Source organism: Pseudosulfitobacter pseudonitzschiae (genome assembly GCF_900129395.1).
GTDB lineage: Bacteria > Pseudomonadota > Alphaproteobacteria > Rhodobacterales > Rhodobacteraceae > Pseudosulfitobacter > Pseudosulfitobacter pseudonitzschiae.
Map to the genome: position 1 here is coordinate 103,918 of NZ_FQVP01000003.1, position 22,590 is coordinate 126,507.

At 61.8% G+C, this 22,590-nt stretch carries 31 protein-coding genes; 14 read left to right on the plus strand and 17 right to left on the minus strand.

Annotated elements, in window-relative coordinates; genetic code table 11:
• Positions 1–752: 752 nt before the first annotated feature.
• On the minus strand, positions 753–974 hold the full coding sequence (gene rpmE / locus BUC08_RS08475; protein ID WP_028957141.1) for a 50S ribosomal protein L31: 222 nt from the start codon (positions 972–974) through the stop codon (positions 753–755).
• Positions 975–985: 11 nt separating this feature from the next.
• A complete protein-coding gene (gene rplS / locus BUC08_RS08480; RefSeq protein ID WP_037927979.1) occupies positions 986–1,369 on the minus strand; it encodes a 50S ribosomal protein L19 in 384 nt (127 codons plus the stop codon).
• 334 nt (positions 1,370–1,703) lie between these two features.
• On the opposite strand from rplS, the gene BUC08_RS08485 reads away from it, so the two are divergent.
• The 3 genes from BUC08_RS08485 (at position 1,704) to BUC08_RS08495 (ending at position 4,351) form a co-directional block, all read left to right on the plus strand.
• Positions 1,704–2,072, plus strand: coding sequence for a hypothetical protein (locus BUC08_RS08485; protein WP_143186705.1), 369 nt, complete (start codon positions 1,704–1,706; stop codon positions 2,070–2,072).
• 44 nt (positions 2,073–2,116) lie between these two features.
• Positions 2,117–3,508, plus strand: coding sequence for a PepSY-associated TM helix domain-containing protein (locus BUC08_RS08490; RefSeq protein ID WP_037927983.1), 1,392 nt, complete (start codon positions 2,117–2,119; stop codon positions 3,506–3,508).
• A 63-nt stretch (positions 3,509–3,571) separates the two neighbouring features.
• Entirely contained in the window at positions 3,572–4,351 is a 780-nt protein-coding gene (locus BUC08_RS08495; protein ID WP_037927985.1) for an SDR family NAD(P)-dependent oxidoreductase, read from the plus strand.
• Positions 4,352–4,354: 3 nt separating this feature from the next.
• Here the strand turns inward: BUC08_RS08495 and trmD are convergent, their stop codons facing one another.
• The 5 genes from trmD to rimM form a co-directional block, all read right to left on the minus strand.
• Positions 4,355–5,143: a tRNA (guanosine(37)-N1)-methyltransferase TrmD gene (gene trmD / locus BUC08_RS08500; protein ID WP_037927988.1), complete on the minus strand. Its 789-nt coding sequence runs from the start codon at positions 5,141–5,143 to the stop codon at positions 4,355–4,357.
• On the minus strand, positions 5,140–5,934 hold the full coding sequence (locus tag BUC08_RS08505; protein WP_037927991.1) for a hypothetical protein: 795 nt from the start codon (positions 5,932–5,934) through the stop codon (positions 5,140–5,142). The genes trmD and BUC08_RS08505 overlap by 4 nt, the downstream gene beginning before the upstream one ends.
• Positions 5,934–6,701 carry a hypothetical protein gene (locus tag BUC08_RS08510; protein ID WP_037927994.1) on the minus strand — a complete coding sequence of 256 codons (768 nt, stop codon included), beginning with the start codon at positions 6,699–6,701 and terminating at the stop codon, positions 5,934–5,936. Before BUC08_RS08510 ends, BUC08_RS08505 begins: the two co-directional genes overlap by 1 nt.
• Positions 6,702–6,743: 42 nt before the next feature.
• The gene (locus tag BUC08_RS08515) at positions 6,744–6,905 is read right to left on the minus strand and encodes a DUF1328 family protein (RefSeq protein WP_037927997.1); all 162 of its coding nucleotides are present in this window, start codon (positions 6,903–6,905) and stop codon (positions 6,744–6,746) included.
• Between the two features lie 75 nt (positions 6,906–6,980).
• Positions 6,981–7,493, minus strand: a complete 513-nt coding sequence (rimM, locus tag BUC08_RS08520) for a ribosome maturation factor RimM (RefSeq protein ID WP_037928000.1) — start codon at positions 7,491–7,493, stop codon at positions 6,981–6,983.
• Positions 7,494–7,899: 406 nt separating this feature from the next.
• Between rimM and BUC08_RS08525 the strand changes: the two genes are divergently transcribed.
• Together BUC08_RS08525 and BUC08_RS24305 are read left to right on the plus strand one after the other, a co-directional pair.
• Entirely contained in the window at positions 7,900–8,715 is an 816-nt protein-coding gene (locus tag BUC08_RS08525; protein ID WP_051694519.1) for an ion transporter, read from the plus strand.
• Positions 8,716–9,228: 513 nt separating this feature from the next.
• The gene (locus tag BUC08_RS24305) at positions 9,229–9,597 is read left to right on the plus strand and encodes a hypothetical protein (RefSeq protein WP_143186706.1); all 369 of its coding nucleotides are present in this window, start codon (positions 9,229–9,231) and stop codon (positions 9,595–9,597) included.
• A 375-nt stretch (positions 9,598–9,972) separates the two neighbouring features.
• On the opposite strand, the gene rpsP is transcribed toward BUC08_RS24305, so the two are convergent.
• The 5 genes from rpsP to BUC08_RS08550 all read right to left on the minus strand — a co-directional run bounded on the left by rpsP (position 9,973) and on the right by BUC08_RS08550 (position 13,611).
• Positions 9,973–10,362, minus strand: a complete 390-nt coding sequence (rpsP, locus tag BUC08_RS08530; RefSeq protein WP_028957151.1) for a 30S ribosomal protein S16 — start codon at positions 10,360–10,362, stop codon at positions 9,973–9,975.
• Between the two features lie 45 nt (positions 10,363–10,407).
• Positions 10,408–10,704 carry a chorismate mutase gene (locus tag BUC08_RS08535; RefSeq protein ID WP_037928003.1) on the minus strand — a complete coding sequence of 99 codons (297 nt, stop codon included), beginning with the start codon at positions 10,702–10,704 and terminating at the stop codon, positions 10,408–10,410.
• Entirely contained in the window at positions 10,705–12,213 is a 1,509-nt protein-coding gene (gene ffh, locus BUC08_RS08540) for a signal recognition particle protein (RefSeq protein WP_037928006.1), read from the minus strand.
• Positions 12,214–12,381: 168 nt separating this feature from the next.
• Positions 12,382–12,900, minus strand: a complete 519-nt coding sequence (locus BUC08_RS08545; RefSeq protein WP_051694522.1) for a hypothetical protein — start codon at positions 12,898–12,900, stop codon at positions 12,382–12,384.
• 132 nt (positions 12,901–13,032) lie between these two features.
• Positions 13,033–13,611, minus strand: a complete 579-nt coding sequence (locus BUC08_RS08550) for an FMN-dependent NADH-azoreductase (protein ID WP_037928009.1) — start codon at positions 13,609–13,611, stop codon at positions 13,033–13,035.
• A gap of 121 nt (positions 13,612–13,732) precedes the next feature.
• Here BUC08_RS08550 and BUC08_RS08555 point away from each other — a divergent pair, with 121 nt between their 5' ends.
• Positions 13,733–14,614 (plus strand): LysR family transcriptional regulator, encoded by an 882-nt coding sequence (locus BUC08_RS08555; RefSeq protein ID WP_037928012.1) that lies wholly within the window; start codon positions 13,733–13,735, stop codon positions 14,612–14,614.
• Between the two features lie 38 nt (positions 14,615–14,652).
• Positions 14,653–15,519 (plus strand): DMT family transporter, encoded by an 867-nt coding sequence (locus BUC08_RS08560; RefSeq protein WP_037928190.1) that lies wholly within the window; start codon positions 14,653–14,655, stop codon positions 15,517–15,519.
• A 168-nt stretch (positions 15,520–15,687) separates the two neighbouring features.
• Here the strand turns inward: BUC08_RS08560 and BUC08_RS08565 are convergent, their stop codons facing one another.
• Both BUC08_RS08565 and BUC08_RS08570 read right to left on the minus strand, forming a co-directional pair.
• Positions 15,688–16,038 (minus strand): ArsR/SmtB family transcription factor, encoded by a 351-nt coding sequence (locus BUC08_RS08565; RefSeq protein WP_037928015.1) that lies wholly within the window; start codon positions 16,036–16,038, stop codon positions 15,688–15,690.
• A 37-nt stretch (positions 16,039–16,075) separates the two neighbouring features.
• Complete coding sequence (locus BUC08_RS08570; protein ID WP_037928018.1) at positions 16,076–16,285, minus strand: hypothetical protein; 210 nt, start codon at positions 16,283–16,285, stop codon at positions 16,076–16,078.
• 106 nt (positions 16,286–16,391) lie between these two features.
• On the opposite strand from BUC08_RS08570, the gene BUC08_RS08575 reads away from it, so the two are divergent.
• The 6 genes from BUC08_RS08575 (at position 16,392) to BUC08_RS08600 (ending at position 20,138) form a co-directional block, all read left to right on the plus strand.
• The gene (locus BUC08_RS08575; protein WP_037928020.1) at positions 16,392–17,300 is read left to right on the plus strand and encodes a LysR substrate-binding domain-containing protein; all 909 of its coding nucleotides are present in this window, start codon (positions 16,392–16,394) and stop codon (positions 17,298–17,300) included.
• 212 nt (positions 17,301–17,512) lie between these two features.
• Entirely contained in the window at positions 17,513–17,839 is a 327-nt protein-coding gene (locus tag BUC08_RS08580) for an AtpZ/AtpI family protein (RefSeq protein WP_073194184.1), read from the plus strand.
• Positions 17,840–17,886: 47 nt separating this feature from the next.
• The gene (locus BUC08_RS08585) at positions 17,887–18,657 is read left to right on the plus strand and encodes a F0F1 ATP synthase subunit A (RefSeq protein WP_028957160.1); all 771 of its coding nucleotides are present in this window, start codon (positions 17,887–17,889) and stop codon (positions 18,655–18,657) included.
• A 47-nt stretch (positions 18,658–18,704) separates the two neighbouring features.
• Positions 18,705–18,941 carry a F0F1 ATP synthase subunit C gene (locus BUC08_RS08590; protein WP_028957161.1) on the plus strand — a complete coding sequence of 79 codons (237 nt, stop codon included), beginning with the start codon at positions 18,705–18,707 and terminating at the stop codon, positions 18,939–18,941.
• Positions 18,942–19,024: 83 nt separating this feature from the next.
• Positions 19,025–19,576 (plus strand): F0F1 ATP synthase subunit B', encoded by a 552-nt coding sequence (locus tag BUC08_RS08595; RefSeq protein ID WP_037928193.1) that lies wholly within the window; start codon positions 19,025–19,027, stop codon positions 19,574–19,576.
• Positions 19,577–19,580: 4 nt separating this feature from the next.
• Positions 19,581–20,138 (plus strand): F0F1 ATP synthase subunit B, encoded by a 558-nt coding sequence (locus BUC08_RS08600; RefSeq protein WP_037928023.1) that lies wholly within the window; start codon positions 19,581–19,583, stop codon positions 20,136–20,138.
• A gap of 67 nt (positions 20,139–20,205) precedes the next feature.
• Here BUC08_RS08600 and BUC08_RS08605 read toward each other — a convergent pair whose 3' ends face one another.
• Positions 20,206–20,664 carry a metal-dependent hydrolase gene (locus tag BUC08_RS08605; protein ID WP_037928026.1) on the minus strand — a complete coding sequence of 153 codons (459 nt, stop codon included), beginning with the start codon at positions 20,662–20,664 and terminating at the stop codon, positions 20,206–20,208.
• Positions 20,664–21,431, minus strand: coding sequence for a FadR/GntR family transcriptional regulator (locus tag BUC08_RS08610; protein WP_037928028.1), 768 nt, complete (start codon positions 21,429–21,431; stop codon positions 20,664–20,666). The genes BUC08_RS08605 and BUC08_RS08610 overlap by 1 nt, the downstream gene beginning before the upstream one ends.
• 112 nt (positions 21,432–21,543) lie before the next feature.
• Between BUC08_RS08610 and BUC08_RS08615 the strand changes: the two genes are divergently transcribed.
• Positions 21,544–21,933, plus strand: a complete 390-nt coding sequence (locus BUC08_RS08615) for a hypothetical protein (RefSeq protein WP_073194186.1) — start codon at positions 21,544–21,546, stop codon at positions 21,931–21,933.
• Here the strand turns inward: BUC08_RS08615 and BUC08_RS08620 are convergent.
• A complete protein-coding gene (locus tag BUC08_RS08620) occupies positions 21,930–22,538 on the minus strand; it encodes a HupE/UreJ family protein (RefSeq protein ID WP_037928030.1) in 609 nt (202 codons plus the stop codon). The genes BUC08_RS08615 and BUC08_RS08620 overlap by 4 nt on opposite strands.
• Positions 22,539–22,590 lie beyond the last annotated feature (52 nt).

Consider the following 22,590-nt stretch of genomic DNA (forward strand, 5'->3'; position numbering starts at 1 on the left):
TTCTGTGCGGTTTGCCTTCTTTGGCACACTATATGTTGTGGATCGACCTGTGAAAAGCAGGGAGAGGCGCAAAGCTGGCAAAAATGACAGTGTGCGGGGTGGTTGTGGGGCAGAGCGGCATTGCCACAGAGGGCAGCGCCAGACCGCGGGTGGGCATCACAACATCCGTAGGTGCCACTTTATTTCTAAACTTTGGCGTGAGGATGAAGAACCGCAAGACGGTGAGGAAGCGCCCGCCCGTCGCACCAAAGGTGCGCCGATTATCTTAGGCACGCCTCCGGCGTGACGGGCGGTCGGGCGCTGCCCGGCGGCACTTCGTGCCTTGATTCCGGGCTTGGTGAACAGCAGCTTCGTCCAGCACACCGGACCTTGCCCCATACCGCACCTAAGGGCCGGTGTGGGTTAGATACACTCACGCGGAACGTCTGCGGCGGAAAACTCCGGGGCAGTTGTTTCATTTCATCTGATGTGGATCGTGGGAAGCCCGTAAAAAAGGCGGCGCCGCCAGATCGGAATTGAGACAGGATTTTATCCCTGCATGTCTGAACCGTTCAGATATGACGCGCCACGCGCGCCTCTGGTCCTGTAGGCTGCCGACGGGGGTGATGGCCCACGCCGGCGGGTGTTGCAACGGGGCCAAGGATGCCGCCCACGGGTTAAGGTTGCCTGAGCACAGCGTGCGTTGCCTCCCCCAGAACGAAAAAGGGCGCAGCCATCGCTGGCCGCGCCCTTCGTCATGATTGCGGTCAGGCTTAGAAGCCCAGACCGGCGTATTTGTTCTTGAACTTCGACACGCGGCCGCCGGTGTCCATCAGACGGCTGGAGCCGCCGGTCCACGCGGGGTGCACGGAGGGGTCGATGTCCAGCGACAGTTGGTCGCCTTCCTTGCCCCATGTCGATTTCATTTTCACCACGGTGCCGTCCGTCATTTTGACGTCGATCATGTGATAGTCGGGGTGTGTATCGGCTTTCATGATCCGGTTCCTTACGCGCTGGCGCCCGACTTGGGCTTGTAGTTGGTGACTTCTGCGATACGCGCGGATTTACCGCGACGGGCCCGCAGGTAGTACAGCTTGGCGCGACGGACACGGCCACGACGCACGACAGTGATGTCTTCGATGTTTGTCGAGAACAGGGGGAACACACGTTCCACGCCCTCACCAAAGGAAATCTTGCGCACGGTGAACGAACCGGCAATGCCGTTGCCGTTGTTGCGCGCGATGCAGACGCCTTCGTAGTTCTGCACACGGGTGCGTGTGCCTTCGGTCACTTTGTAACCGACGCGGATGGTGTCACCCGCTTTGAAATCGGGGATTTCTTTCCCCAGCGCAGCAATCTGCTCCGCTTCGATCTGTGCGATCAGGTTCATCTGACCTTCTCCTTTATGCTCGTGGTTGCTCCACGAAGATTTGCGCGCCTCAGAGCTTCCTGTCTTCGCCGGGTCCGGCATCGCCGCCCGCAGGGAGTGTTCAAGCACCGTTCCTTGTTATGCGTTTCGCACCGTGCGGGATCATCGAAGGAATGCCACAGGCCAAACGGTCCGGGCGGCATGGGCCGATTCCGAACTTGCGCGGTATAGGGTGGATGGACAGGCCCGGTCAAGGGGGCAGGTGACGGGAGTTGCTCCTGCGCAGAATGACGCAGGCGGGTTTTGCGCTGGCGCAATGCTGTGGCTTTGCTAAACCCCCTGCATGGTTTCGTTTGTGTCACGTTTGTCCGGCAAGTCAACCGCGCTGATCCGCGCGGTGCATGTGCTGTTGTTCGTGGCGTTTTCCTGTCTGACGCCGGGCACCATGCCTGTCGCACAGGCGGGTGGTTTCACGCTGGTGCTGTGTACCGGTGACGGCACCACAACCGTGACGCTGGACGCCGGCGGCAACCCGGTCCAGGCACAGCACGACCGCTGTGACTGGTCCGCCGGTGTGGCCCAAGCGGTGCTGCACAGCCCGCTGATGGTGCCCGCAGCCTTGCAAATCCGCGCCTATGTGCCGACGTTTCAAACGGCGGCACTGGTGGCCGGGCAACAAGGGCGCACCCAGAACCATACGCGCGGGCCGCCGATCCTTCTCTGACACCACACGCCTATCCCACTTTACCCTTGTCAGAGGACATTCCCATGGTCTCGATCGACCCCACTGCCGCGCCTGCGCGGTCATCCGACACGTCTGCCTTTTACCGCGCAGCCTGGCGCTGGCATTTCTATGCGGGGCTGTATGTCATCCCGTTTTTCGCAATCCTTGCCCTGACCGGCATGACCATGCTGTGGATCGCCTTTTTGGGCGGTCGTGACGGCGAACGCATCCCCGTTGTGCCGCAAGAGGCACCGCTGGCCGTCAGCATACAGGCCGACGCCGCCCTTGCCGCCGTCTATGACAGCGTGCTGGTGCAATATGTCGCCCCGCGCGCCGCAGACCGTGCGGCGGTGTTCCGTGTGGACGTGGACAATATGGCGACGATGGTCGCCGTCGATCCCTATACCGCCCAAGTGATCCAGACATGGCCGCGTCGGTCGGGGTGGTATGATCTGGCGGACAATATCCATTCCGAGTTGCTGCTGGGCGTGACCGGCGACCGGATGCTGGAAATCGCCGCATCGCTGGGCATGGTCCTTATCGCCACCGGCCTGTACATGTGGTGGCCGCGTGATGGCGGCGGGCGTCGGGCGCTGGTGCCGTCGTTCAAGGGGGGGCGCAGTGCGTGGAAGTCGCTGCACGGGTCCATCGGCCTGTGGATTTCCGTGGTGCTGGTGTTTTTCCTGCTGTCGGGCCTGTCATGGTCGGGTGTCTGGGGCGAAAAGATGGTGCAAGCCTGGAGCCAGTTCCCGGCCGAGAAATGGGACAACGTGCCCCTGTCGGACAAGACCCACGGCAGCATGAACGACGGCCCCAAAGAGGTGCCCTGGGCGTTGGAGCAGACACCGATGCCGGCCTCTGGCAGCACGGCGGGCACGCCTGCGGCGCAGGCGACGCCGGACATCGACAGCATCGACGCGCAGGCCCGTCGGATCGGGTTCGAAGGCCGCTACCAGATGAACCTGCCCAGCGGGGCGAACGGTGTCTGGACGCTGGCCCGCGATTCCATGAACAACGACAGCGTCAGCCCGACAGCCGACCGCACCACCCACATTGACCGCTTTACGGGCAATATTCTGGCCGATGTGCGCTATGACGATTATTCACTGGCGGGCAAGGCGATGGCGGTGGGCATTGCCCTGCACATGGGCACGCTGGGCCTGTGGAGCGTTCTGGCGAACACGCTGTTCTGCCTGTGCGTGTTGGCCCTGTGTCTGACCAGCGTCGTGATGTGGTGGAAGCGTCGCGCCGGCAATGGCCTGCGTCTGGCCGCACCGCCCTTGCCGCGTGACATGCCGCTGTGGAAGGGGGCTGTGGTCGTGGGGCTGGCGGTCTCGCTGGCCTTTCCGATGGCGGGGCTGACGTTGGTGACCGTTCTGGCGCTGGATGCATTGGTGATCCGGCGCATCGCACCGTTGAAACGGCTTTTGTCCTAAAAGATGAATACCGGCGCATGCGTGCTATCTTTGTTTTGAAGCAGAGCAGAAAGGACAGCACGCATGCCCAACACCGCCCTGATCACCGGCGCTTCCTCTGGCATCGGTATGGAATTCGCCCGCTATCACGCCGCGCAAGGCGGTGATGTCATCCTGACCGCGCGACGCAAGGATGCGCTGGACGCATTGGCAAGCGAAGTGCAGACCGCGCATAACGTCACCGCCCATGTCTTTGCGCTGGATCTGGGGGCCGAAGGCGGCGCGCAGGCGCTGTATGATCAGGTGAAGGCCGCAGGGCTGAGCATCGACATCCTGATCAACAATGCAGGTTTTGGCGGGCAGGGACGGTTTCTGGAGCGCGATCTGGCCCGCGACCTTGCGATGATCGACCTGAATATCAAAGCACTGGTGACACTGACGCATCTGTTCGCAAACGACATGGTGGCGAACGGCGGCGGTAAAATCCTGAACGTCGCCTCGACCGCCGGGTTCATGCCCGGCCCCTTGCAGGCGACCTATTTCGCCACCAAGGCTTTCGTCAAATCGTTCAGCCAGGCGATTGATCAGGAAAACCGCAAGCGCGGGCTGACCTGCACGGCGCTGTGCCCCGGCTATGTCAAAACCGAATTTGCCGATGTCAGCGACCTGAACGGCACCGATCTGGTGAACAACGGCGGGGCCACGCCCGACACGGTGGCCCGCCACGGGTACGACGCGATGATGCGCGGCGATCTGGTGACGGTGAACGATGCCAAGCTGGGCTTTGCGGTGAACTGGATCATCCCGCTGTTGCCCCGCCGCATGGTGTTGAAAATGGTCCAGCGGATGCAGACCAAGAAATAGGGTCTATTTCTCGCCTTGCCGGTCTTTGTGCTGCGCCCACAGGTCGGGCCGCCGCTCGGCGGTGATCTTTTCCGACATCTCGCGCCGCCATTCGGCAATCTTGGCGTGATTGCCGGACATCAACACCTCGGGGATCGCGCGGCCCTGCCATTCGGCAGGTTTTGTGTATTGCGGGTGTTCCAACAGCCCCGCCGAATGGCTTTCGTCCACCGCACTTTCCGCGTTGCCCAGCACACCGGGCAACAGGCGCACGGTGGCGTCAATCATCGCCTGCGCCGCCAGTTCGCCCCCCGTCATCACGAAATCGCCCAAGGACACCTCGGTGATGCCGAATGCCTCCAGCACCCGTTCGTCCACGCCCTCGAACCGTCCGCACAGCATGGTCACGCCGTCGCACCGGGCCAGGTCGCGGGCCATCGCCTGATCGAACCGTCGGCCGCGTGGCGACATGTACAGGATCGGCCAGCGTCCGCGCGCATGGCTTTGCGCATCGGCGATGGCGGGGCCGACCACATCGGCGCGCAGCACCATGCCCGCACCACCGCCCGCAGGGGTGTCATCGACATTGCGGTGCTTGGTCAGCCCGTGTTCGCGCAAATCATGGGTGTGCAACTGCCACAACCCGTCCTGCAACGCGCGCCCCGTCAGGCTTTCGCCCAGCACGCCGGGAAAGGCACCGGGGAACAGCGTCACGATCCGCGCCTGCCAGACGCCGACCAGATCGGGCGTTTCGTCCATCAGCGACGAAGGCTTCAACGTCGCGCGAATGCTCTTGCGGCCATGTGATTTCATCGGTCTGTTCCTTGGGCTCTGGCCAGGATGGCTTGTTTGGCCGCCTTGCGTGCGTCACGGTCGGTATAGGTGCGGTTCGCTTCCAGCAAGGCCTGTAGCACAGATTGATCCAGAGCGGCATTGGCCACCGGCGGCGGCATGATCCGTGCCAGTGTCTCGGGCGGCACATTGCACAGGTCCAGCAAGGGTTGCGCGGGGCCAAGTCGCAAGGTCTGCGCCGCCTCAAGCCGCGCGCGGAACACGCGGCAGGGCACGGCGGCGGCGATGTCATCCACCACCCCGTCCAGATCGGCAGCATGGCCATAGCGGGCGACAAAATCGGTGAAATCCAGCGTCATGGAGGAGGATTTCACATGCTCCCAATAGGCGCTGCGCAGCCAGTTTTCAGGATCGCGGGTCGAGGCATAGATTGCCACCTCGCAGGCCGGGAAATACCGCTGCACCCACTCCACATAGATGCGCGCCAACTCTGGAGCGGCTGAATAATCCGCCAGGTCGCCGCGGCCGGGCATATGGCCTGAAAGCTCTTCGGCAGAGATGACCAGCGTGCGGCGCGGCATCCCCGGCAGGTCTTGCAGCAGCAGGTCGAACCGCCGTGCAACCTTGGCAAGCGAGATCTTGTCACGCCACGTCGAATAGCCGCGCGTGGCGTGCAGCAGGTCGGTCATCTGCGGTTTCAGCCGCATGGCCAGGTTTGGCTTTAGCAGGGCGCGATTGGTCCGCAGCAGGTTTTGCACCGTCGACGTGCCGGTCTTGTGAAAGCCAACGTGCAGGACGACCTTTGCAGGCATCAGAAATCCTCGCGCTTCAGCGTGTCCTTGGCGACGCGCCAGTCGGCATTGGAGAGATCAGAGCGGTTCATCGCCAGCATCGCGTCGATCTTGCCCTGGGGCGGCGCGGTGTTGTCGGGGGGGCGGGGCGTCAGCGTGGCGGGGTCGATGCCGCCCAGAAGATCCAGCAGGGGCGCAAGCGGGCCAAGCGGGGTCTTGCAGGCCTCAAGCGGTTGCGACACCACCCGAATGTCCGGCACTGCGGCGGCGACCTCTGCAACGATCTGATCCAGATTGGCAGAGCCTGCCATGTCGGTCGCATAGGCCTCGGCATCCAGTGTGATCCGCGTGGCCCGCAAATGCTGAACATAGCAACTGCGCAACCACGGCGATGCGGCGCGGGTGGTGAAATACAGCACCTGTTCCGCAACCGGTGCGGCGGCGGCAAAGGCCTGAACAAGCGCCTTCATGATGCGCGGCGTCGCGTCGTAAGCGGTCAGCCCATGCCGTCCGGGCATATGTCCCGCCAGATCCTCGGAATTGATGACAATATCCTTGCCCCGCGTGGCCCAGCCGTCGGCCAGCGCCGCCGCCTCGTAGCCGATCATGGCCAGGTCGGTCTGGCTGCGGCTGATGGAATAGGCGCGCGCCGCCTCGCACAGGGCCACCATGCCGGGGCGCAGGATGATGCGGCAATGCGGGCGCAAAACCTCGCGGTTGGCCCGCAGGGTCTTTTGCACGGTGGTCGTGCCGGTCTTGTGAAACCCTGCGTGGATGATGATGCGCATGGCAGGCGTCCGTTCAGCCGCCATGCGCGATCAGGGAACGGGTCAGGCGATGGCGACAACGCCCAGAATGACCAGCAGGAACAGAACCAGCGCGATGAAAATCAGGAACTTCGCGCCGCTCAGCGCGGCCCCTGACAGGCGGCCAAAGCCGAACAGACCGGCCACGGCGGCCACCACCAACAGGATCAGAATAAGCTTTAACATGGGGTATCCTTTCACAGGCAGGCGCCAACCGCCTGTCTGTGATAGCAACACCCAAATCCGCTCGCGGTTCCGTGATCACGGCCACAGCCCTTCGGGCGGGTCGGCCACGATGCGCCCCGACGCCAGATCGACCGTCGGCACGGCCACCTTTGTGAAGGGCAGCAACACCGTGGCGCTGCTGTCGGGCAGGGCAACCTCAAGCAGGTCTGCCGCCCCGTGGTTCTGCACCGATTTGACACGGCCCAGTTCGGTGCCGCCGGTGTCCACGACCGTCAGGCCGACCAGGTCGGCGTGGTAGAATTCATCATCAGGCAACGACGGCAGCTGGTCGCGGTGTGCATGCAGGGTCACGCCCTTCAGCGCGTCGGCCTCTTCCTTGGTCGCCACTTCGGCAATGCGCACGACAAAGCCGTTCTTGACGGAATGCACGATGGCCAGCGAAAACGACCGCTTGCCGGTTTCGTCGGTCAGCGGGCTATAGGCCTCGATGTCCTCGGGGGTTGCGCAGAACGATTTGATCCGCACTTCGCCCTTCACCCCATAGGCGCCGCTGATGGCGCCCACGCAAACCAGTTCATCCTTGCTCACTTCACACCTCTGCAAATCCCGTCGCGCATGATGCCACCTGCATCGGTACACCGTTGCGCGGCTGCCTGGCTTTCATAAATCCAACCGGCGGCGAAAGCGACCGGCAACAGGACAATCATCCGAAAGAGTTTGAACACGCTTACAAAACCCTACTAAACCTTATGCACCCTGTCGCGGGCATTGCCGAGTGTCCAGTGCCGCCCACTGCGTTTCTGTTCGCTGCGGAAAATCCCGCGGGCCGTGTTCCGCAAGGCCGCTGGCAGGGCAGGGGTACAAGGCGTTTCATGCGCATGGTGGACCCAGGAAGCGGGGTTTTTCGCCAACGCGGCACTTGCCCTGCATTTCGCCAGCTATCTGTGTGCGACGCCCCTTGCACAGTCTGGGGCCGCATCCGATATGTGCTGCTATGACTGATTCACCCGCTCTCTCCCAGCCCGGCCTGCGCGCCCGCGTGGCCCGTTTCACCGACCAGCCCGCGGTTCAGAATTTCATTCTGGGCGTGATCCTGTTCAATGCCGTGATCCTCGGGCTTGAAACCTCGGATCAGGCGATGGCGGCGGCCGGTCCGTTGATCAAGACGCTGGATACGCTGTGTCTGGCGATCTTCGTGGTCGAGATCGCGCTCAAGATCTACGGGCGCGGCCTCGACTTTTTCCGGCGCGGCTGGAGCGTGTTCGATTTCGTGATCGTGGCGATTTCGCTGATCCCCGCAACCCAGGGCCTCAGCGTGCTGCGGGCGATGCGGATCTTGCGGTTGCTCCGGGTGATTTCGGTGGCGCCGTCCTTGCGCCGCGTGGTGGACGGGCTGGTCAATGCGCTGCCGGGGGTGGGGTCGGTGTTCCTGCTGATGGGCGTGATTTTCTACATCGGCGCGGTGATGGCGACCAAACTGTTTGGCGCGGCTTTTCCCGACTGGTTCGGCACGCTGGCGCGGTCGGGCTATTCGCTGTTCCAGATCATGACGCTGGAAAGCTGGTCGATGGGCATCGTGCGCCCGGTGATGGAGGTTTACCCCTATTCGTGGACCTTCTTCATCCCGTTCATCATGGTCACGACCTTTGCCGTAGTGAACTTGCTGGTCGGTCTGATCGTGAATTCGATGCAGGACGCCCACAACGAAGAAACCAACGAAAAGACAGACACCTACCGCGACGAGGTGTTGCAGCGCCTGCTGGAGATCGAGGCGCTGATCAAGGCGCAGGACGGTCACCGCAAGGACTGAGCCATCCTTGAACGTCGTTCAAATTCGGCGCCAGGCGACAGACTTTCTAAATCGGGTCGTTGATCCGTGCCAAGCATGTCTGACCCAAACCGGACCTTCGGGCCAATCTGCATCAGCGTCGGTGAGCGGACCTAGCGGACGTCCACCAAAGCCCGGAGTCAAGGTGCGAAGCACCGCCGGGCAGCGCCCGACCGCCCCATGGGCGGGCGCTTTCTCACCGTCTTGCGGTTCATCATCCCCACGCCAAAGCATAGAAATAAAGTGGCACACACCAACGTCTCCGATGCCCACCCGCGGTCAGGCGCTGCCCTGTGTGGTAACGTCAAGGTGGGCTCGAAGCGGTCGTTCGCTGCATAATCAGCCGATGTCCATTAAGCGGACAAAGTGTGCATTCGCTGCGGCTGCGCCAATGGCTGCTTCGGGAGCGTGCCAAAAAACGGTGGTTTCTTGAGCAGTTACTTCGCTGCGCGCTCGTGTTAAGTGTCCGCTCTGTTTGCAAGAAAAGGCGGCTCGGTGATAAAATTATTATTAGGCATTATTATCTGGTTTGTGCAGTTGGTGTACTTGGTTCTGACTGCAACATTCAGAACGATAACACAGCCTTTTTCCACCGGGCCTATGGCGGCTCAAAAAGACCTGAATGGCAACGTGGAACGAGGCAAAACCTTTGTCCGCGCGTACTACTACCTTGAATCCTTAGAAAATCACGGCGACCCACCCGAAACCGCAAACACTGTAGCGTCCAGCCTGTTCGAGGCATGGTCAGACCCAGATGCCGATAACAGAATTATTGTGAGAGCTACTCAATACGCCAAACAACATCATAGCGGAAATCAGTTGCCTACAATTGAAGAAGCCCGCGCAAAAGGCTTTACAGGGTAGTCCGGCACAAAGCATTCCAGAAACGGTCGTTTTAATCATTGGTCTCCTGCTCAGCGAAATCAATGATAGTTCTTGTGACACAAACCCTTGGCAAAACCCGCTTTGATTTTTTCACGTTTTTTCCGTACCTAATGAAGTCGACATTCGTGCAAACTGCAGCATTGGTCTCACTGGGCTCAAACCTGCCGTTCGCTGCAATTCTCACGAATGACCGCTTTGCCCCGCCCTACAGACGCAGCGTCGCGCCCTAGGTCAGCAAGCTCTCACAAAAAGCCGGTTTTGCTTGGCGACCGACATCCGCACACTTCTGACCCCACACGAAAAAGACCCGCCCCACCTGCGTGGACCGGGCCTGAAATCAGATAACAGCCAGAGTTACTCTTCTGCGGCTGCTTCTTCTGCCGGTGCGTTGGCGGCTTCTTCGAGGGCAGCTTTCTTGGCCGCTTTCTCTTCGACGCGCGCCTGGGCTTTCTTGCCGGGTGTGCCCTTGTTGGGGTTGTTACGCTCGGTTTTCTCTTTCACGCCAGCGGCTTCCAGCATACGGGCCACACGGTCTGTGGGCTGCGCGCCTTGGGCGATCCAGTGCTGGATGCGCTCGATGTCCATTTTCACGCGGTCTTCGCTGTCTTTGGCCAGCAGCGGGTTATATGTGCCCAGTTTCTCGATGAAACGGCCGTCGCGCGGCATGCGGCTGTCGGCGGCTACGATACGGTAGAAGGGGCGTTTCTTGGAACCGCCGCGGGCGAGACGAATTTTCATGGCCATGGTTGGTATCTCCTAAGTGATGGCTTTGACGGGGCTAACCCCGTTTCAGGATTGGTGCTGTTTGTGGTGCTGAATGACTTCAGCGATGATGAAGTTCAGGAACTTCTTGGCGAATTCGGGGTCGAGGTCGGCCTCGGTCGCCAAATCTTCAAGCCGTGCGATCTGCGTGGCTTCGCGCGCAGGGTCGGACGGGGGAAGGTCGTGTTCGGCTTTGAGTTTCCCCACAGCCTGAGTGTGTTTGAACCGCTCGCCCAAGGTGTAGACCAGGATGGCGTCCAGCCGGTCGATGCTGGCGCGGTGGCCTTTGAGGAGTTCGGCGGCAAGTTTCACAGTGTCGGTCATCTATTTCTTCTTCCCAAAGCCGGACAGACCCGACGGCAGGCCCATGCCGCCGCCCATGCCACCCAGACCGGCGGGCAGTTTGCCGCCCATCTGTTTGGCGGCGGCTTCCAGCGCCTTGGGGTCCATGCCTGCGGCCATCTCTTCGGGGCTGGGGCCGCCCTTGCCGAACATGCCTTTCATGGCCTGTTTCAGCATCCCGCCTTTGCCCATCTTGCCCATTTTCTTCATCATGTCGGACATCTGGCGGTGCATTTTCAGCAGCTTGTTCAGTTCCGACACTTCCATGCCCGCGCCGCGCGCGATGCGCTTTTTGCGGCTGGCCTGAAGCAGGGCAGGGTTGGCGCGCTCTTTCTTGGTCATCGACTGGATCAGCGCGATCTGCTGTTTCAATATCTTGTCGTCAAAGCCCGACGCCTCGACCTGTTTGGCCATTTTGCCCATGCCGGGCATCATGCCCATCATGCCTTGCATGCCGCCCATCTTGATCATCTGTTCCAGCTGCATGCGCAGGTCGTTCATGTTGAACTGACCCTTGGCCATGCGCTTCATCATCTTTTCGGCCTGTTCGGCCTCGATGGTTTCCTGCGCCTTTTCGACCAGGGCCACGATGTCGCCCATGCCCAGGATACGGCCCGCGATCCGCTCCGGCTCGAAGGTCTCCAGCGCGTCCATCTTCTCGCCCAGACCGACGAACTTGATCGGCTTGCCGGTCACCGCACGCATCGAAAGCGCCGCACCGCCGCGCCCGTCGCCGTCCATCCGTGTCAGGACAACGCCGGTGATGCCGATACGGTCGTCAAAGTTCTGGGCGGTGTGCACGGCGTCCTGACCGGTCAGGCCATCGACCACCAGCAGCGTTTCGCGCGGGTTGGCGACATTGCGCACCGCTTCGACCTGTTGCATCAGCTCTTCGTCGATCGACAGACGGCCCGCGGTGTCCAGCATATAGACGTCATAGCCGCCCATGCTGGCCTGTGTCTTGGCGCGTTTGGCGATGGCGACGGGGTCTTCGCCCTTGACGATGGGCAGGGTGTCGACACCGATCTGCACACCCAGAATGGCCAGCTGTTCCATAGCCGCCGGACGGTTGACGTCCAGCGAGGCCATCAGGACCTTCTTGCCGTCGCGCTCTTTCAGGCGTTTGGCCAGCTTTGCCGTGGTGGTCGTTTTACCGCCACCCTGCAGGCCGACCATCAGGATCGGCGCGGGCGGGTTGTCGATTTTCAGCGCGCCGGGTTCGCCCTCGCCGCGCAGCGTGTCGATCAGCGCGTCGTGCACGATCTTGACGACCTGCTGGCCGGGGGTGATCGACTTGGTCACCGCCTGGCCTGTGGCCTTTTCCTGCACGGCCTTGACGAAATCGCGTGCCACGGGCAGCGAAACGTCCGCTTCCAGCAGGGCGACGCGCACTTCGCGCAGGGCGGTTTTCACATCCTCGTCGGACAGCGAACCCTGTTTGGTCAGACGGTCAAAGACCCCGCCAAGCCGTTCGGATAGATTTTCAAACATGCCAAGCGCCTTTCGTGCCCGTTTCGATCTGCCCCCTATGTAGGAAGCGGTGAGGAATTTCCCAAGTTCAAACCAAGAGCGCCCCCGTGGGCGCAACGCGCTGACGGAGGGCGATCCCTGATCTGTCAGGGACCGGAAGGCTGATGCTCCCGGATGTTGGGTGCGCGTTTACGGCGCGGGACGGCCCGAGTCAACACCGGCGGATGCGGGCCGGGGCTGTTGGTCGAGCCAGCGGTTGATGGCCTCGACCATCTTCGGCGGGCCGGACAGGTTGGAATAGGCCGATATCAGCGGATGCCGTCCCGCGCTCATCCCGCGCGACAGGACCAGAACGGGCCGCGCCAGCGTCGTGCCTTTGGACCCGACGGTGGTTTCCAGTTCGGCATGGCTGACATCCGCCAGCGCGTGAACGACCTGATCATACCGCAACATGGACTTGCGGCGGATCGTGACCGTGCCGGCGGTGCGATCAAGGACAACCTGCAACCGTTGCACCAATGCAATCAGCACAACGACACCTATGCCGCTGCCAAAGACGGCAAAGACCAGCCCGAACATCGGTTCTGCCGACATGATGAACAGGCCGCTGCCCGCAAAGATCAGGATGAACCCGGTCAGCATCAGCGCCAGAACCCACGGTGTTTCGTCCAGCAGCAGGCGGTCAGGGCTGTCTTGCAGCACCTTCATGGAACAGCCCGCGCGGGGGGTGTGAAAACGGAACGGGGCATAAAAAAATCCGGCGCACTGAAAATCAATGCGCCGGATGCTAGGGGTGGGCACCCCATGATGTCAAAGCCTGCGTTTGGCGCAGGCCAACGCTTAGGCGGCCAGTTTGGCCACTTGTTCCTTGGCCGCGGCAATCGAACCTTCGGCATCGACCGACAGGCGGTCAGCGGCGACAACCTGAACATCGGTGATGCCGACAAAGCCCAGGATGTGACGCATGTAGGTTGTGGCGAAATCAATTTCCGAGCCCACGGGCGTGCCGCCGGTGGCGGCGACCAGAATGGCGCGTTTGCCGGTGAGCAGACCTTCGGGGCCAGCTTCGGTGTAGCGGAACGTGATGCCCGCGCGGCAGATCATGTCGACCCAGGCCTTGAGGTTGGTCGGAATCGTGAAGTTGTAGACGGGAATGCCGATAACCAGCACGTCCGCAGCTTTGACTTCCTCGATCAGCTTGTCGGACAGGGCCAACAGTTCTTTCTGGGCGTCGGTGCGGTCGGCTTCGGGGGTGAAGTTGGCGCCGATCCAGCTTTCGCTCATGTGGGGTGGGGCGTCGAACAGGTCACGTGTGACGACGTCGCCGTCCAGACGGGCAACGACATCCTTGCTCAGGTCACGGGTGACCGAGCTGGCGCGGCGGGCAGAGGCATCAATGTGCAGAATCGATTTGGTCATTTTCAGGTCCTTTCAGGAGGCGTGTTCTGACCAGAAACTAGGCATTGTAAATTTACACGCAATTGGCCAAAACTCACAGCGCATGTTGAAAAACGCACATATTTAGCTGGATGGTCTTCGCATGGAAAATTGGGACGAAATCAAAACCGCCTATCAGGTTGCACGCATCGGCACCGTCAGCGGCGCGGCCGAGGTGCTGGGCGTGCACCATGCCACGGTGATCCGTCACATCGATGCGTTAGAGCAGCGGTTGGGGGTCAGGCTGTTCCAGCGGCACGCGCGGGGTTATACCGCGACCGAAGCCGGTGAGGACCTGCTGCGCGTGGCCAAGGCAACGGATGACCAGTTCAGCCAGCTGGTCGGACGTATCAAGGGGCGCGGTGCCGGAGTTTCGGGCGATCTGGTGATCACGTCTTTGACGTCACTGGTCCCGCGCATGGTGCCGCTTTTGACCGAATTCCAACGCAAGAACCCTGAAGTTGTTATCCGCTATCTGACAGGCACGCGCCTGTTCCGGCTGGAATACGGCGAGGCACATGTGGCCATCCGCACAGGGTCGCCGCCCTCGCAACCCGACAACGTGGTCCAGGCGCTGTCCCGCCAGCGCATGGGGCTTTTTGCGTCGCGCCGCTATGTTGATGACTATGGCTTGCCAAAAACCTGGGCCGATTGTGTCGGCCATCGCTTTGTCGGCACCAGCGACGACCAAAGCCGCGCACCGTTTAACAATTGGATACGGGAAAAGGTGCCCGAGGCCACCTTCAGCTTTCGCAGCGACGAGGACCGCGCCATTGAACAGGCCATCCTCAGCGGTGCGGGCATCGGTTTCGCTTCGATTCTGGAAGCCCGGGCAAACCCCGATCTGGTCGAGGTGTTCCCGCCCGAGGGCGATGAATGGTCCGCGGCGCTTTGGCTGGTGACCCATGTCGATCTGCACCGCACGACCAAGGTTCAGGCGTTCCTGACCTTTCTCAAGGCCGAGGCCAAAGGTTGGGACCTGTGACGTCAAAGCTTGGCGCAGGTGCGCAGGGGCATCTGGCGATGCTGGCCTTTTCGGCATTGGTGGCGGGATCGTTTTCACTGGGGGTTCAGGCCGCCAATGCGATTGAACCCGCGGCCCTGAACGCGGCGCGGTTCGCGCTGGCGGCCGCCGTCATCGGTGCGGTGGTTGCCGCCACGGGCAAGGCGCGGGCGGTCCATTGGCAGGCACCCTGGCGCTATCTGGTGCTGGGCGGGCTGTTTGGCATCTATTTTGTACTGATGTTCGAAGGGCTGAAAACCGCGCCCGCCGTCAGTGCTGCGGCGGTGTTCACCCTGACCCCGGTCCTGGCGGGCGGGTTCGGCTGGTTGCTGTTGCGGCAGGTCACCACACCAAGGATGGCGCTGGCGCTGGCGATTGGTGCCGTGGGCGCGGTCTGGGTGATCTTTCGCGCCGACATACAGGCGCTGACGCGTTTCGAGATCGGGCGGGGCGAGGCGATTTATTTCGTCGGCTGCGTCAGTCACGCGCTTTACACACCGATGGTGCGCAAGCTGAACCGGGGCGAGCCTGCGGTGGTGTTCACCTTGGGCACGCTGATCGCGGGGTGTTTGCTGCTGACCCTTTACGGCTGGTCCGACATCATGGCGACCGACTGGCTGAACCTGCCTGCGATCGTGTGGATTACGCTGGTCTATATCGCGGTCTTTGCCAGTGCCGCGACCTTTGTGTTGCTGCAATTCGCAACCCTGCGCCTGCCCTCGGCCAAGGTGATGGCCTATACCTACCTGACCCCGTCGTGGGTGATCGTGTGGGAGATCCTGCTGGGCAACGGTGTGCCGGGGGGAATGATCCTGATCGGCGTGGCGCTGACGATACTGGCGCTTTACCTGCTGCTGCGTGATGACAGTGCCGTGAGCGGAAAGTGATCGGCGCGGGAACTTTTCAGATCGATGCAACGTTAACCCTTCACAAATCGAATAACTGAAGGATCTGTCATGCGTGGTATTTTTTACATCATCGGCGTCGTTGTCGTCGTTCTGGCCATTTTGCGTCTGGCAGGCCTGGTCTGAACCGCTCCTGAACCGCGACCAAAATTAACGTTCTGAAGGATCGAGCTGGACATCATTGTCCAGCTCGATTGCCAAGAAACGTTCGAATGCTTCCAGATTTACGGGCTCGAATTGCCCGAAACCCTGCATCCAGATCGACGCGGTGCGCATCGCGTCCGGCTCCAGCTTGCACCATTTGACCCGACCGCGTTTTTCCTGGGCAATCAGGCCGGCGCGGGTCAGGATCGTCAAATGCTTTGAAATCGCAGCCAGCGACATCTGGAACGGCTCGGCCACGTCGGTGACGGCCATATCATCCTCAAGCAACATCGTCAGGATCGCCCGCCGCGTCGGGTCGGCCAGTGCTGCGAAAATCTGGTCCAGATCATGTGTCATGGCCTGTCATAGCGGGACGCGGAGCCGAATAGAAGCGTCACCAGCGCGGATGCACCGGCCCCTGCGACGGCCAGCGGTGCGTCAGGCGCGCGTGCGTGGTGGCGTCCAGCCCCATGTCGCGGGCCAGATGCGGCGTGATATGTGGCTCACGCTTGGGCCTGAAAAGCGTGATGATCCGTTTCATCCGTGATGGTTGGGCAACAATGTACCGTCCGCCCACAGCGGTTTCCGTGCGAAAGCATTTCATGAAACACCCGGTTATTAGCTGGTTTCCACGTTGATGCGCCGTATTTCCCGCCCGCTCAATCCAGATAAGTTTGACAGCACATGTGCAATAACTGCACATATATGCCATGCAACGCCCGCTTCCCCCACTCAACGCCCTGCGCGCCTTCGAGGCGGCGGGCCGTCATCAAAGCTTTTCCCGTGCCGCAGACGAGCTGCGCGTCAGCCATTCGTCAATCAGCCGCCATGTGCGCGGACTTGAGGATTGGCTGGGCGCGCAACTGTTCCGCGACCTGCCGCGCGGCGTGGCACTGACGCCGGACGGGGCGGCGTACCTCGCGGATGTGTCTGGCGCGCTGGAAAGGATCAGCACCGCAACCGACCGGCTGACCGCGCGGCCTTCGGGTGTTCTTGTGGTGAATTCCGAGCCGCTTTTTGCAACCAAATGGCTGGTCCCGCGTCTTGGGCTGTTCCACGCCGCCCACCCTGAGATTGAAATCCGGCTTGAGGCGTCGACCGGTCTGGCCGATGTGGCACGCTACGAGGCGGATATCGCGATCCGTTTCCTTGCGGTTGCGGGGTCCGACCCGCAGGCGATCCTGCTGAGCGACGCGCCGATCTATCCCTATGCCGCGCCCGCCCTGGTCCCGGTGGCCCCCGATGACCCAGCGGACCTGCTGCGCTATCCGCGTTTGCGCGACCGTTTCAAGGACACCTGGGCGATCTGGGCCGGGCTTGCCGGCCTGCCGCCGCCCGAGACTGATGCCACATGGCGGATGCGGGCGCATCTGGCGATCGAGGCTGCGGTGGCGGGGCAGGGCGTTTACATGGTGTCCTCCGACGTGGTGGCCAACGACGTGGCCGCGGGGCGGTTGCACCGGGTGTCCGATATCGGTTTCCACGATGGCGGGTTCTATCTGGTGCAGGCCCAGGGTGGCGCGCGGCGCAGGGCGATCCGCATCTTTTCCGACTGGATGCTGGAGCAGGCCGCACCCTGGCGCGGTGGCGCTGGGCAGGAAGATCAACCAAACGGTTGAATATGGAAAACGGCCCATCGTTCGGGTTCGGGGCCAAGGGCGGACTCGCAAAGCGCGAAAATGAAACCTGATATACCATTTGAAATCAGTCGGTTAGAGTGATTTCTTTCCGGCGCACCCCGCCATTGACTCAAAACCCGCATCACCGTAGCTATCCCCTCAAGTTTCCAAGTGGGGGACACCGCGTGGCGGGGCCAGAAGAACAGCAGCGTATGCGGGATCTCGAGGCCAAGATCAAAGCCCTGAAGGGTGAAGACAAGCCCGAGGCCCACCACTACGACGACCACCACTCTCAGGCCCAGATGGCCTGGCGGATGGTGATCGAACTTGTGACCGGTCTGGGGATCGGTTTCGGGATCGGATACGGGCTCGACAGCCTTTTGGGCACCAAGCCCTGGCTGATGATCCTGTTCATACTTCTCGGCTTCGCGGCCGGCGTGAACGTGATGATACGCAGCGCCCGCGAAATGCAGAGAGACGGAATGGCCAAAGCGGCCGACAGTGACGACGCCCCGCGGGGCACAGACGAAGGGCCCTGAGAATGGCAGACGAAGCACACAGCGCAGCAGCCACAACCGGCGCAGACATGGCACATGGTGCCGATGCCGCACACGGTGCGGACGGTGGTCTGGTCTTTCACCCTATGGACCAGTTCCTGGTCAAGCCGCTGTTCGGCCACGCCGGTGATCCGGTGTTCTGGTACACGCCCACGAACGTGACGCTTTGGCTGGGTCTGGCCGTTCTGGCGATCTTTGCGATCATGGTGCTGACCACGTCGCGCCGCGCCGTGATCCCCTCGCGCGGTCAGTCGGTGGCCGAGCTGGCCTATGGCTTTATCTACAAGATGGTCGAAGACGTGACCGGCAAGGACGGGGTGAAATACTTCCCCTACATCATGACGCTGTTCATGTTCATCGTTGTCGCCAACTTCCTGGGCCTGCTGCCCACCGCTTTCACGCCCACGTCGCACATCGCGGTGACGGCTCTGCTGGCCATGGCGGTGTTCCTGGCGGTGACGATCTTGGGCTTTGTCCTGCACGGGTTCAAGTTTCTGGGCCTGTTCTGGGTTTCGGCCGCGCCGCTGCCGCTGCGCCCGATCCTGGCCGTTATCGAAATCATCTCGTACTTCGTGCGCCCTGTCAGCCACTCCATTCGTTTGGCGGGCAACATGATGGCGGGCCACGCTGTTATCAAAGTTTTCGCAGCATTTGCCGCGGTCACGGCCATCGCGCCGATTTCGATCGCAGCCATTGCCGCAATCTACGGGCTTGAGGTTCTGGTGTCCTTTATCCAGGCCTACGTCTTTACCATTCTGACCTGCGTGTACCTGAAGGATGCTCTGCACCCTGCGCACTAAGGTTCGGTCTACTACGCAAATCAAAATTCCATCGTAAGGAGAAAATCATGGAAGGCGATATCGCACAAATGGGTCAATTCATCGGCGCAGGCCTGGCCTCCGTCGGCATGGGTGGCGCAGCCATCGGTGTGGGCAACGTTGTTGGCAACTTCCTGGCGGGCGCCCTGCGCAACCCGTCGGCTGCCGCAGGCCAGACCGCAACCATGTTCATCGGCATCGCGTTCGCAGAAGCCCTGGGGATCTTCTCGTTCCTCGTCGCTCTGCTGCTGATGTTCGCCGTCTAAGCGTCTGACGATTATTCCTTACGCATTGGGCGGCGCGGTCAGCCGTGCCGCCCATTGGACTGATTGTTTGACTGGAGGCCATGATGGCAACTGAACCTATTGACCTAGAGGTCGCAGGAACCTGCACGGATGCAGCTGGCAGCGCCATCGGCATGCCGCAGCTGTGTGACGCATGGTTCGGCAACCAGATCTTCTGGCTGCTTGTCACCCTGGTCGTGATCTATTTTATTCTGTCACGCATCGCTCTGCCCCGGATCGCCGCCATTCTGGCCGAACGTCAGGGCACGATCACAAACAACATCGCGGCAGCCGAAGATCTGAAAGCCAAGGCTCTCGAAGCCGAAGCAGCCTATGATCAGGCGCTGGCCGATGCCCGTGCCGAAGCCGGCCGTATCATCGACGCCGCCAAGGCCGAGATGAAAGCCGATCTTGATGTTGCCATCAAGAAAGCTGACGCCGAGATTGCCGAACGCACAGCCGAAGGCGAAAAAGCCATTGCCGAAATCCGCGAAGGCGCGCTTGCCGCTGTCAAGGATGTCGCCAAGGACACCGCCAAGGAACTGATCGTGGCGTTGGGTGGCACGGCGGATGCCCGCACCGTGACGGCTGCGGTCAACGCACGGATGAAAGGATAAGACGATGAAAAAACTGATCGCCCTGTCCCTCGTCCTGTCGGCCTCGCCTGCCTTTGCGGCCAGCGGCCCGTTCTTCTCGCTGCGCAACACCGACTTTGTGGTGCTGATCGCGTTCCTGATCTTTGTTGGCGTTCTGCTGTACCTCAAGGTGCCCGGTACGCTGATGGGGATGCTGGACAAGCGCGCGTCAGGTATCAAATCCGAACTGGAAGAAGCCCGCGCCCTGCGCGAAGAGGCCCAAACCCTGCTGGCCAGCTATGAGCGCAAGCAGAAAGAAGTTCAGGAGCAAGCGGACCGGATCGTCGCCGCTGCCAAGGAAGAAGCCACAGTCGCGGCGGAAGAAGCCCGCGAAGATCTGAAAAAATCCATCGCCCGTCGCATCGCGGCAGCCGAGGGTCAGATCGCGTCGGCAGAAGCTTCGGCCGTGAAAGAAGTGCGTGATCAGGCTGTGACCATCGCCATTCAGGCGGCCCGTGACGTGATCGCCAAGCAGATGACCGCGACCGAGGCCAACAAGCTGATCGACGAGGCCATCGGCCAGGTGGATGCCAAGCTGCACTGATCCCTGACCGGATTGCATGAGATTTAGAACCCGGGGCCTGTGCCTCGGGTTTTTTCGTTTTGGGCGGTTAGATGCGTTTGCCTGACACGAACCAGACGACAGATGCCGCCGTGCAAATCGCGATTTCAACGGCAAAGGTCCAGTGCAGCAGGAACGATGCGACCCACCAATCGCGCGTCGCGGGCACAACGACCAGAGTTGCGGCCCAGGTCGTGAAAGGCCAGCCCCATGTGATCTGGCCCGCGATGCTGTCCAGCATCATGTGCAACAAGGCTCCGGCTGCAACACCGACGGCAATCGCGCTGCCGCGTGCCCATCCGGCCAGCGCAAGCAATGCCCAAACCAGAGGTTTGTGTGTGAGATAGTCGTGATGGTGGTGCTGGCGGGCGTCCACAAGGTAGAACCACAGCAGGTCCAGGTCCGGCAGCACCGAGCCTGCCAGAATGGCGGCCATCACTGTGCGGGATGCATCGGGACGTATCGCGCGCACGGCCAGATAGGCGGCGGGCAAATGCGCGACAAACATCAGCCCTGCGTTTCATGATCCAGCCGTTGCCGCGCCACGTCTTCGTTGCGCTGCGCCTTTTGCTGGTCGCGCAGGGCGCGTTCGACGTAGTCCAGATGCGCCTCGACCGCTGCGCGGGCGGCGTCCGGGTCGCGGGCCTGCAGGGCGTCGTTGATGGCGCGGTGCTGGTCCAGCAGGGCACTTCGGGTGGTGCGCTGTTTGAACATGACCTGACGGTTGTAGAACACGCCGTTGCGCAGCAGGTCGTACATGGACCGCATCATATGCAGCATGATGACGTTATGGGACGCTTCGACGATGGCCATGTGAAACTGTGCGTCCAGCGCGCTTTCGGCATCTGCATTGCGGGCCGGGTGTGCTGCGACCATCTTGTCAAAGATGGTCTGCACGACTTGCAGGTCGGTGTCCGATCCCAACCGCGCCGCCCGCTCTGCCGCCAGCCCCTCCATGTCACGGCGAAAGGACAGGTAGTCGAACACTGCCTCGTCGTGGCGCGCAAACAGTTGCGTCAGCGCAGGCGCAAAGGCCGAGCCCAGCACATCGGCGACAAAGACCCCGGCACCGGGGCGGGCGGTCAGCAGGCCGGTGTCCTGCAAGCTGCCGATCGCCTCGCGCAGCGAGGGGCGCGACACGCCCATCCGGTCGGCCAGTTCACGTTCGGACGGCAGGCGTTCGCCGGGGCGCAGGATGCCGCGCAGGATCAGCTTTTCAATCTGGCGCACCACGGCTGAAGACAGCTTTTCGGGGGTAACGGGGCGAAAGGGCATCCGGGCTCCTTTTGGAATTGGTCAAATCATATGACCACCACCCCGCCGGGGTAAAGGGCAGGCTGTGCAGGCTTTCACCAGTTGTTAAGGAAGTTGTACGTAATTTGACTGAATGCGTACATATATTCTGATCCTGATTGGCGTGGCTCTGACCGCCTGCAACACCCCCGGCCCGCATTTCCGTGGCCTTCCGGCCACGCGGGTCACGGTGGATGGCTCGACCTTTGACGTGCGCGTGCGCGACCGGCTGGCCGAGGCGTTGCGGGTCAATCCCGAATACGCGCCCCGCTTTGGTCCGATCCGCGACCGGGCGCGCGTGGCGATGGAACAGGTGTCCGGGTGCAAGGTGACAGAGGTGCGCGGCGATCAGGCGCTGGCCACCGGATTGCTGGATTGTGGTGACGGCCCGCCGAAACAGCCCATTCAGGCGGACGGTCACTTTGCGTGTTATACGGTGAGAACGATTGGTCCCTCGCGGGACTACCATTGTGATCCGGTCTAGCCTGTGACAAGCGCCAGCAATGGCGTCTCGATCTGCTCTAGGGTCAGGAAGACGCCGACACCGGCCACGGCTGCCCCGGCCAGGGAAATCTTGCGACCCTGGGTCATCAAGGCGATGCCGCTGGCAATGGCAAACTGCACCGCGACCAGCCCGGCCAGGTAGCCCGTCAGGACGGTCATGCTCGCCGACGCTTCCACACCGGCAAGGGCACCGGCAAAGGCACTGCCGTGAAACAGGCCAAAGCCGACAAAAAGCAACGGGCTGTACCGCAGCCGCCCCAGGACAAGCACAGCGCCAAGTGCGACCAGCGACAGGGCAATCGCCACCTCTTGCAGCGGCAGCGGTCCGTCAAGTGCGCCGATGCCACATCCCACGGCCATCGCCAGCACATAGGCCAATGGCGCGGTGAAAGGACGCCCGAGTGCGCCAGCCGCCAGCCCGACCGCAATCACGAAAAACAGATGGTCAAAGCCGAGCACCGGATGCGCCAGACCGGACAGCACCCCGTGAGCCAGGGTTTCCATGGGCATTCCGCCCAGTGGGTGATGCGCCCACACGGGGCTGGCCAGCAAGATGGCACCGAGGATCAGGGGGATTCGCTTCATTTCAAGTCTCCGCTTTGTGTTGCTGGGATCAAGCCTGAGGTCCGCGATTCTG

Coding starts and splice junctions, on each gene's coding strand:
- rpsP (WP_028957151.1), bottom strand. CDS start 10,362: ATGGCCATGAAAATTCGTCTCGCCCGCGGCGGTTCCAAGAAACGCCCC.
- BUC08_RS08535 (WP_037928003.1), bottom strand. CDS start 10,704: ATGACCGACACTGTGAAACTTGCCGCCGAACTCCTCAAAGGCCACCGC.
- BUC08_RS08560 (WP_037928190.1), top strand. CDS start 14,653: ATGCTGGCCTTTTCGGCATTGGTGGCGGGATCGTTTTCACTGGGGGTT.
- rpmE (WP_028957141.1), bottom strand. CDS start 974: ATGAAAGCCGATACACACCCCGACTATCACATGATCGACGTCAAAATG.
- BUC08_RS08515 (WP_037927997.1), bottom strand. CDS start 6,905: ATGTTAAAGCTTATTCTGATCCTGTTGGTGGTGGCCGCCGTGGCCGGT.
- BUC08_RS08615 (WP_073194186.1), top strand. CDS start 21,544: ATGCGTACATATATTCTGATCCTGATTGGCGTGGCTCTGACCGCCTGC.
- BUC08_RS08565 (WP_037928015.1), bottom strand. CDS start 16,038: ATGACACATGATCTGGACCAGATTTTCGCAGCACTGGCCGACCCGACG.
- BUC08_RS08580 (WP_073194184.1), top strand. CDS start 17,513: ATGCGGGATCTCGAGGCCAAGATCAAAGCCCTGAAGGGTGAAGACAAG.
- trmD (WP_037927988.1), bottom strand. CDS start 5,143: ATGAAATCACATGGCCGCAAGAGCATTCGCGCGACGTTGAAGCCTTCG.
- BUC08_RS08545 (WP_051694522.1), bottom strand. CDS start 12,900: ATGAAGGTGCTGCAAGACAGCCCTGACCGCCTGCTGCTGGACGAAACA.
- BUC08_RS08605 (WP_037928026.1), bottom strand. CDS start 20,664: ATGTTTGTCGCGCATTTGCCCGCCGCCTATCTGGCCGTGCGCGCGATA.
- BUC08_RS08570 (WP_037928018.1), bottom strand. CDS start 16,285: ATGAAATGCTTTCGCACGGAAACCGCTGTGGGCGGACGGTACATTGTT.
- BUC08_RS08495 (WP_037927985.1), top strand. CDS start 3,572: ATGCCCAACACCGCCCTGATCACCGGCGCTTCCTCTGGCATCGGTATG.
- BUC08_RS08490 (WP_037927983.1), top strand. CDS start 2,117: ATGGTCTCGATCGACCCCACTGCCGCGCCTGCGCGGTCATCCGACACG.
- BUC08_RS08505 (WP_037927991.1), bottom strand. CDS start 5,934: ATGCCTGCAAAGGTCGTCCTGCACGTTGGCTTTCACAAGACCGGCACG.
- BUC08_RS08620 (WP_037928030.1), bottom strand. CDS start 22,538: ATGAAGCGAATCCCCCTGATCCTCGGTGCCATCTTGCTGGCCAGCCCC.
- BUC08_RS08510 (WP_037927994.1), bottom strand. CDS start 6,701: ATGCGCATCATCATCCACGCAGGGTTTCACAAGACCGGCACGACCACC.
- BUC08_RS08600 (WP_037928023.1), top strand. CDS start 19,581: ATGAAAAAACTGATCGCCCTGTCCCTCGTCCTGTCGGCCTCGCCTGCC.
- BUC08_RS08555 (WP_037928012.1), top strand. CDS start 13,733: ATGGAAAATTGGGACGAAATCAAAACCGCCTATCAGGTTGCACGCATC.
- ffh (WP_037928006.1), bottom strand. CDS start 12,213: ATGTTTGAAAATCTATCCGAACGGCTTGGCGGGGTCTTTGACCGTCTG.
- BUC08_RS08575 (WP_037928020.1), top strand. CDS start 16,392: ATGCAACGCCCGCTTCCCCCACTCAACGCCCTGCGCGCCTTCGAGGCG.
- BUC08_RS08525 (WP_051694519.1), top strand. CDS start 7,900: ATGACTGATTCACCCGCTCTCTCCCAGCCCGGCCTGCGCGCCCGCGTG.
- BUC08_RS08585 (WP_028957160.1), top strand. CDS start 17,887: ATGGCACATGGTGCCGATGCCGCACACGGTGCGGACGGTGGTCTGGTC.
- BUC08_RS08595 (WP_037928193.1), top strand. CDS start 19,025: ATGGCAACTGAACCTATTGACCTAGAGGTCGCAGGAACCTGCACGGAT.
- BUC08_RS08610 (WP_037928028.1), bottom strand. CDS start 21,431: ATGCCCTTTCGCCCCGTTACCCCCGAAAAGCTGTCTTCAGCCGTGGTG.
- BUC08_RS08590 (WP_028957161.1), top strand. CDS start 18,705: ATGGAAGGCGATATCGCACAAATGGGTCAATTCATCGGCGCAGGCCTG.
- BUC08_RS08550 (WP_037928009.1), bottom strand. CDS start 13,611: ATGACCAAATCGATTCTGCACATTGATGCCTCTGCCCGCCGCGCCAGC.
- rplS (WP_037927979.1), bottom strand. CDS start 1,369: ATGAACCTGATCGCACAGATCGAAGCGGAGCAGATTGCTGCGCTGGGG.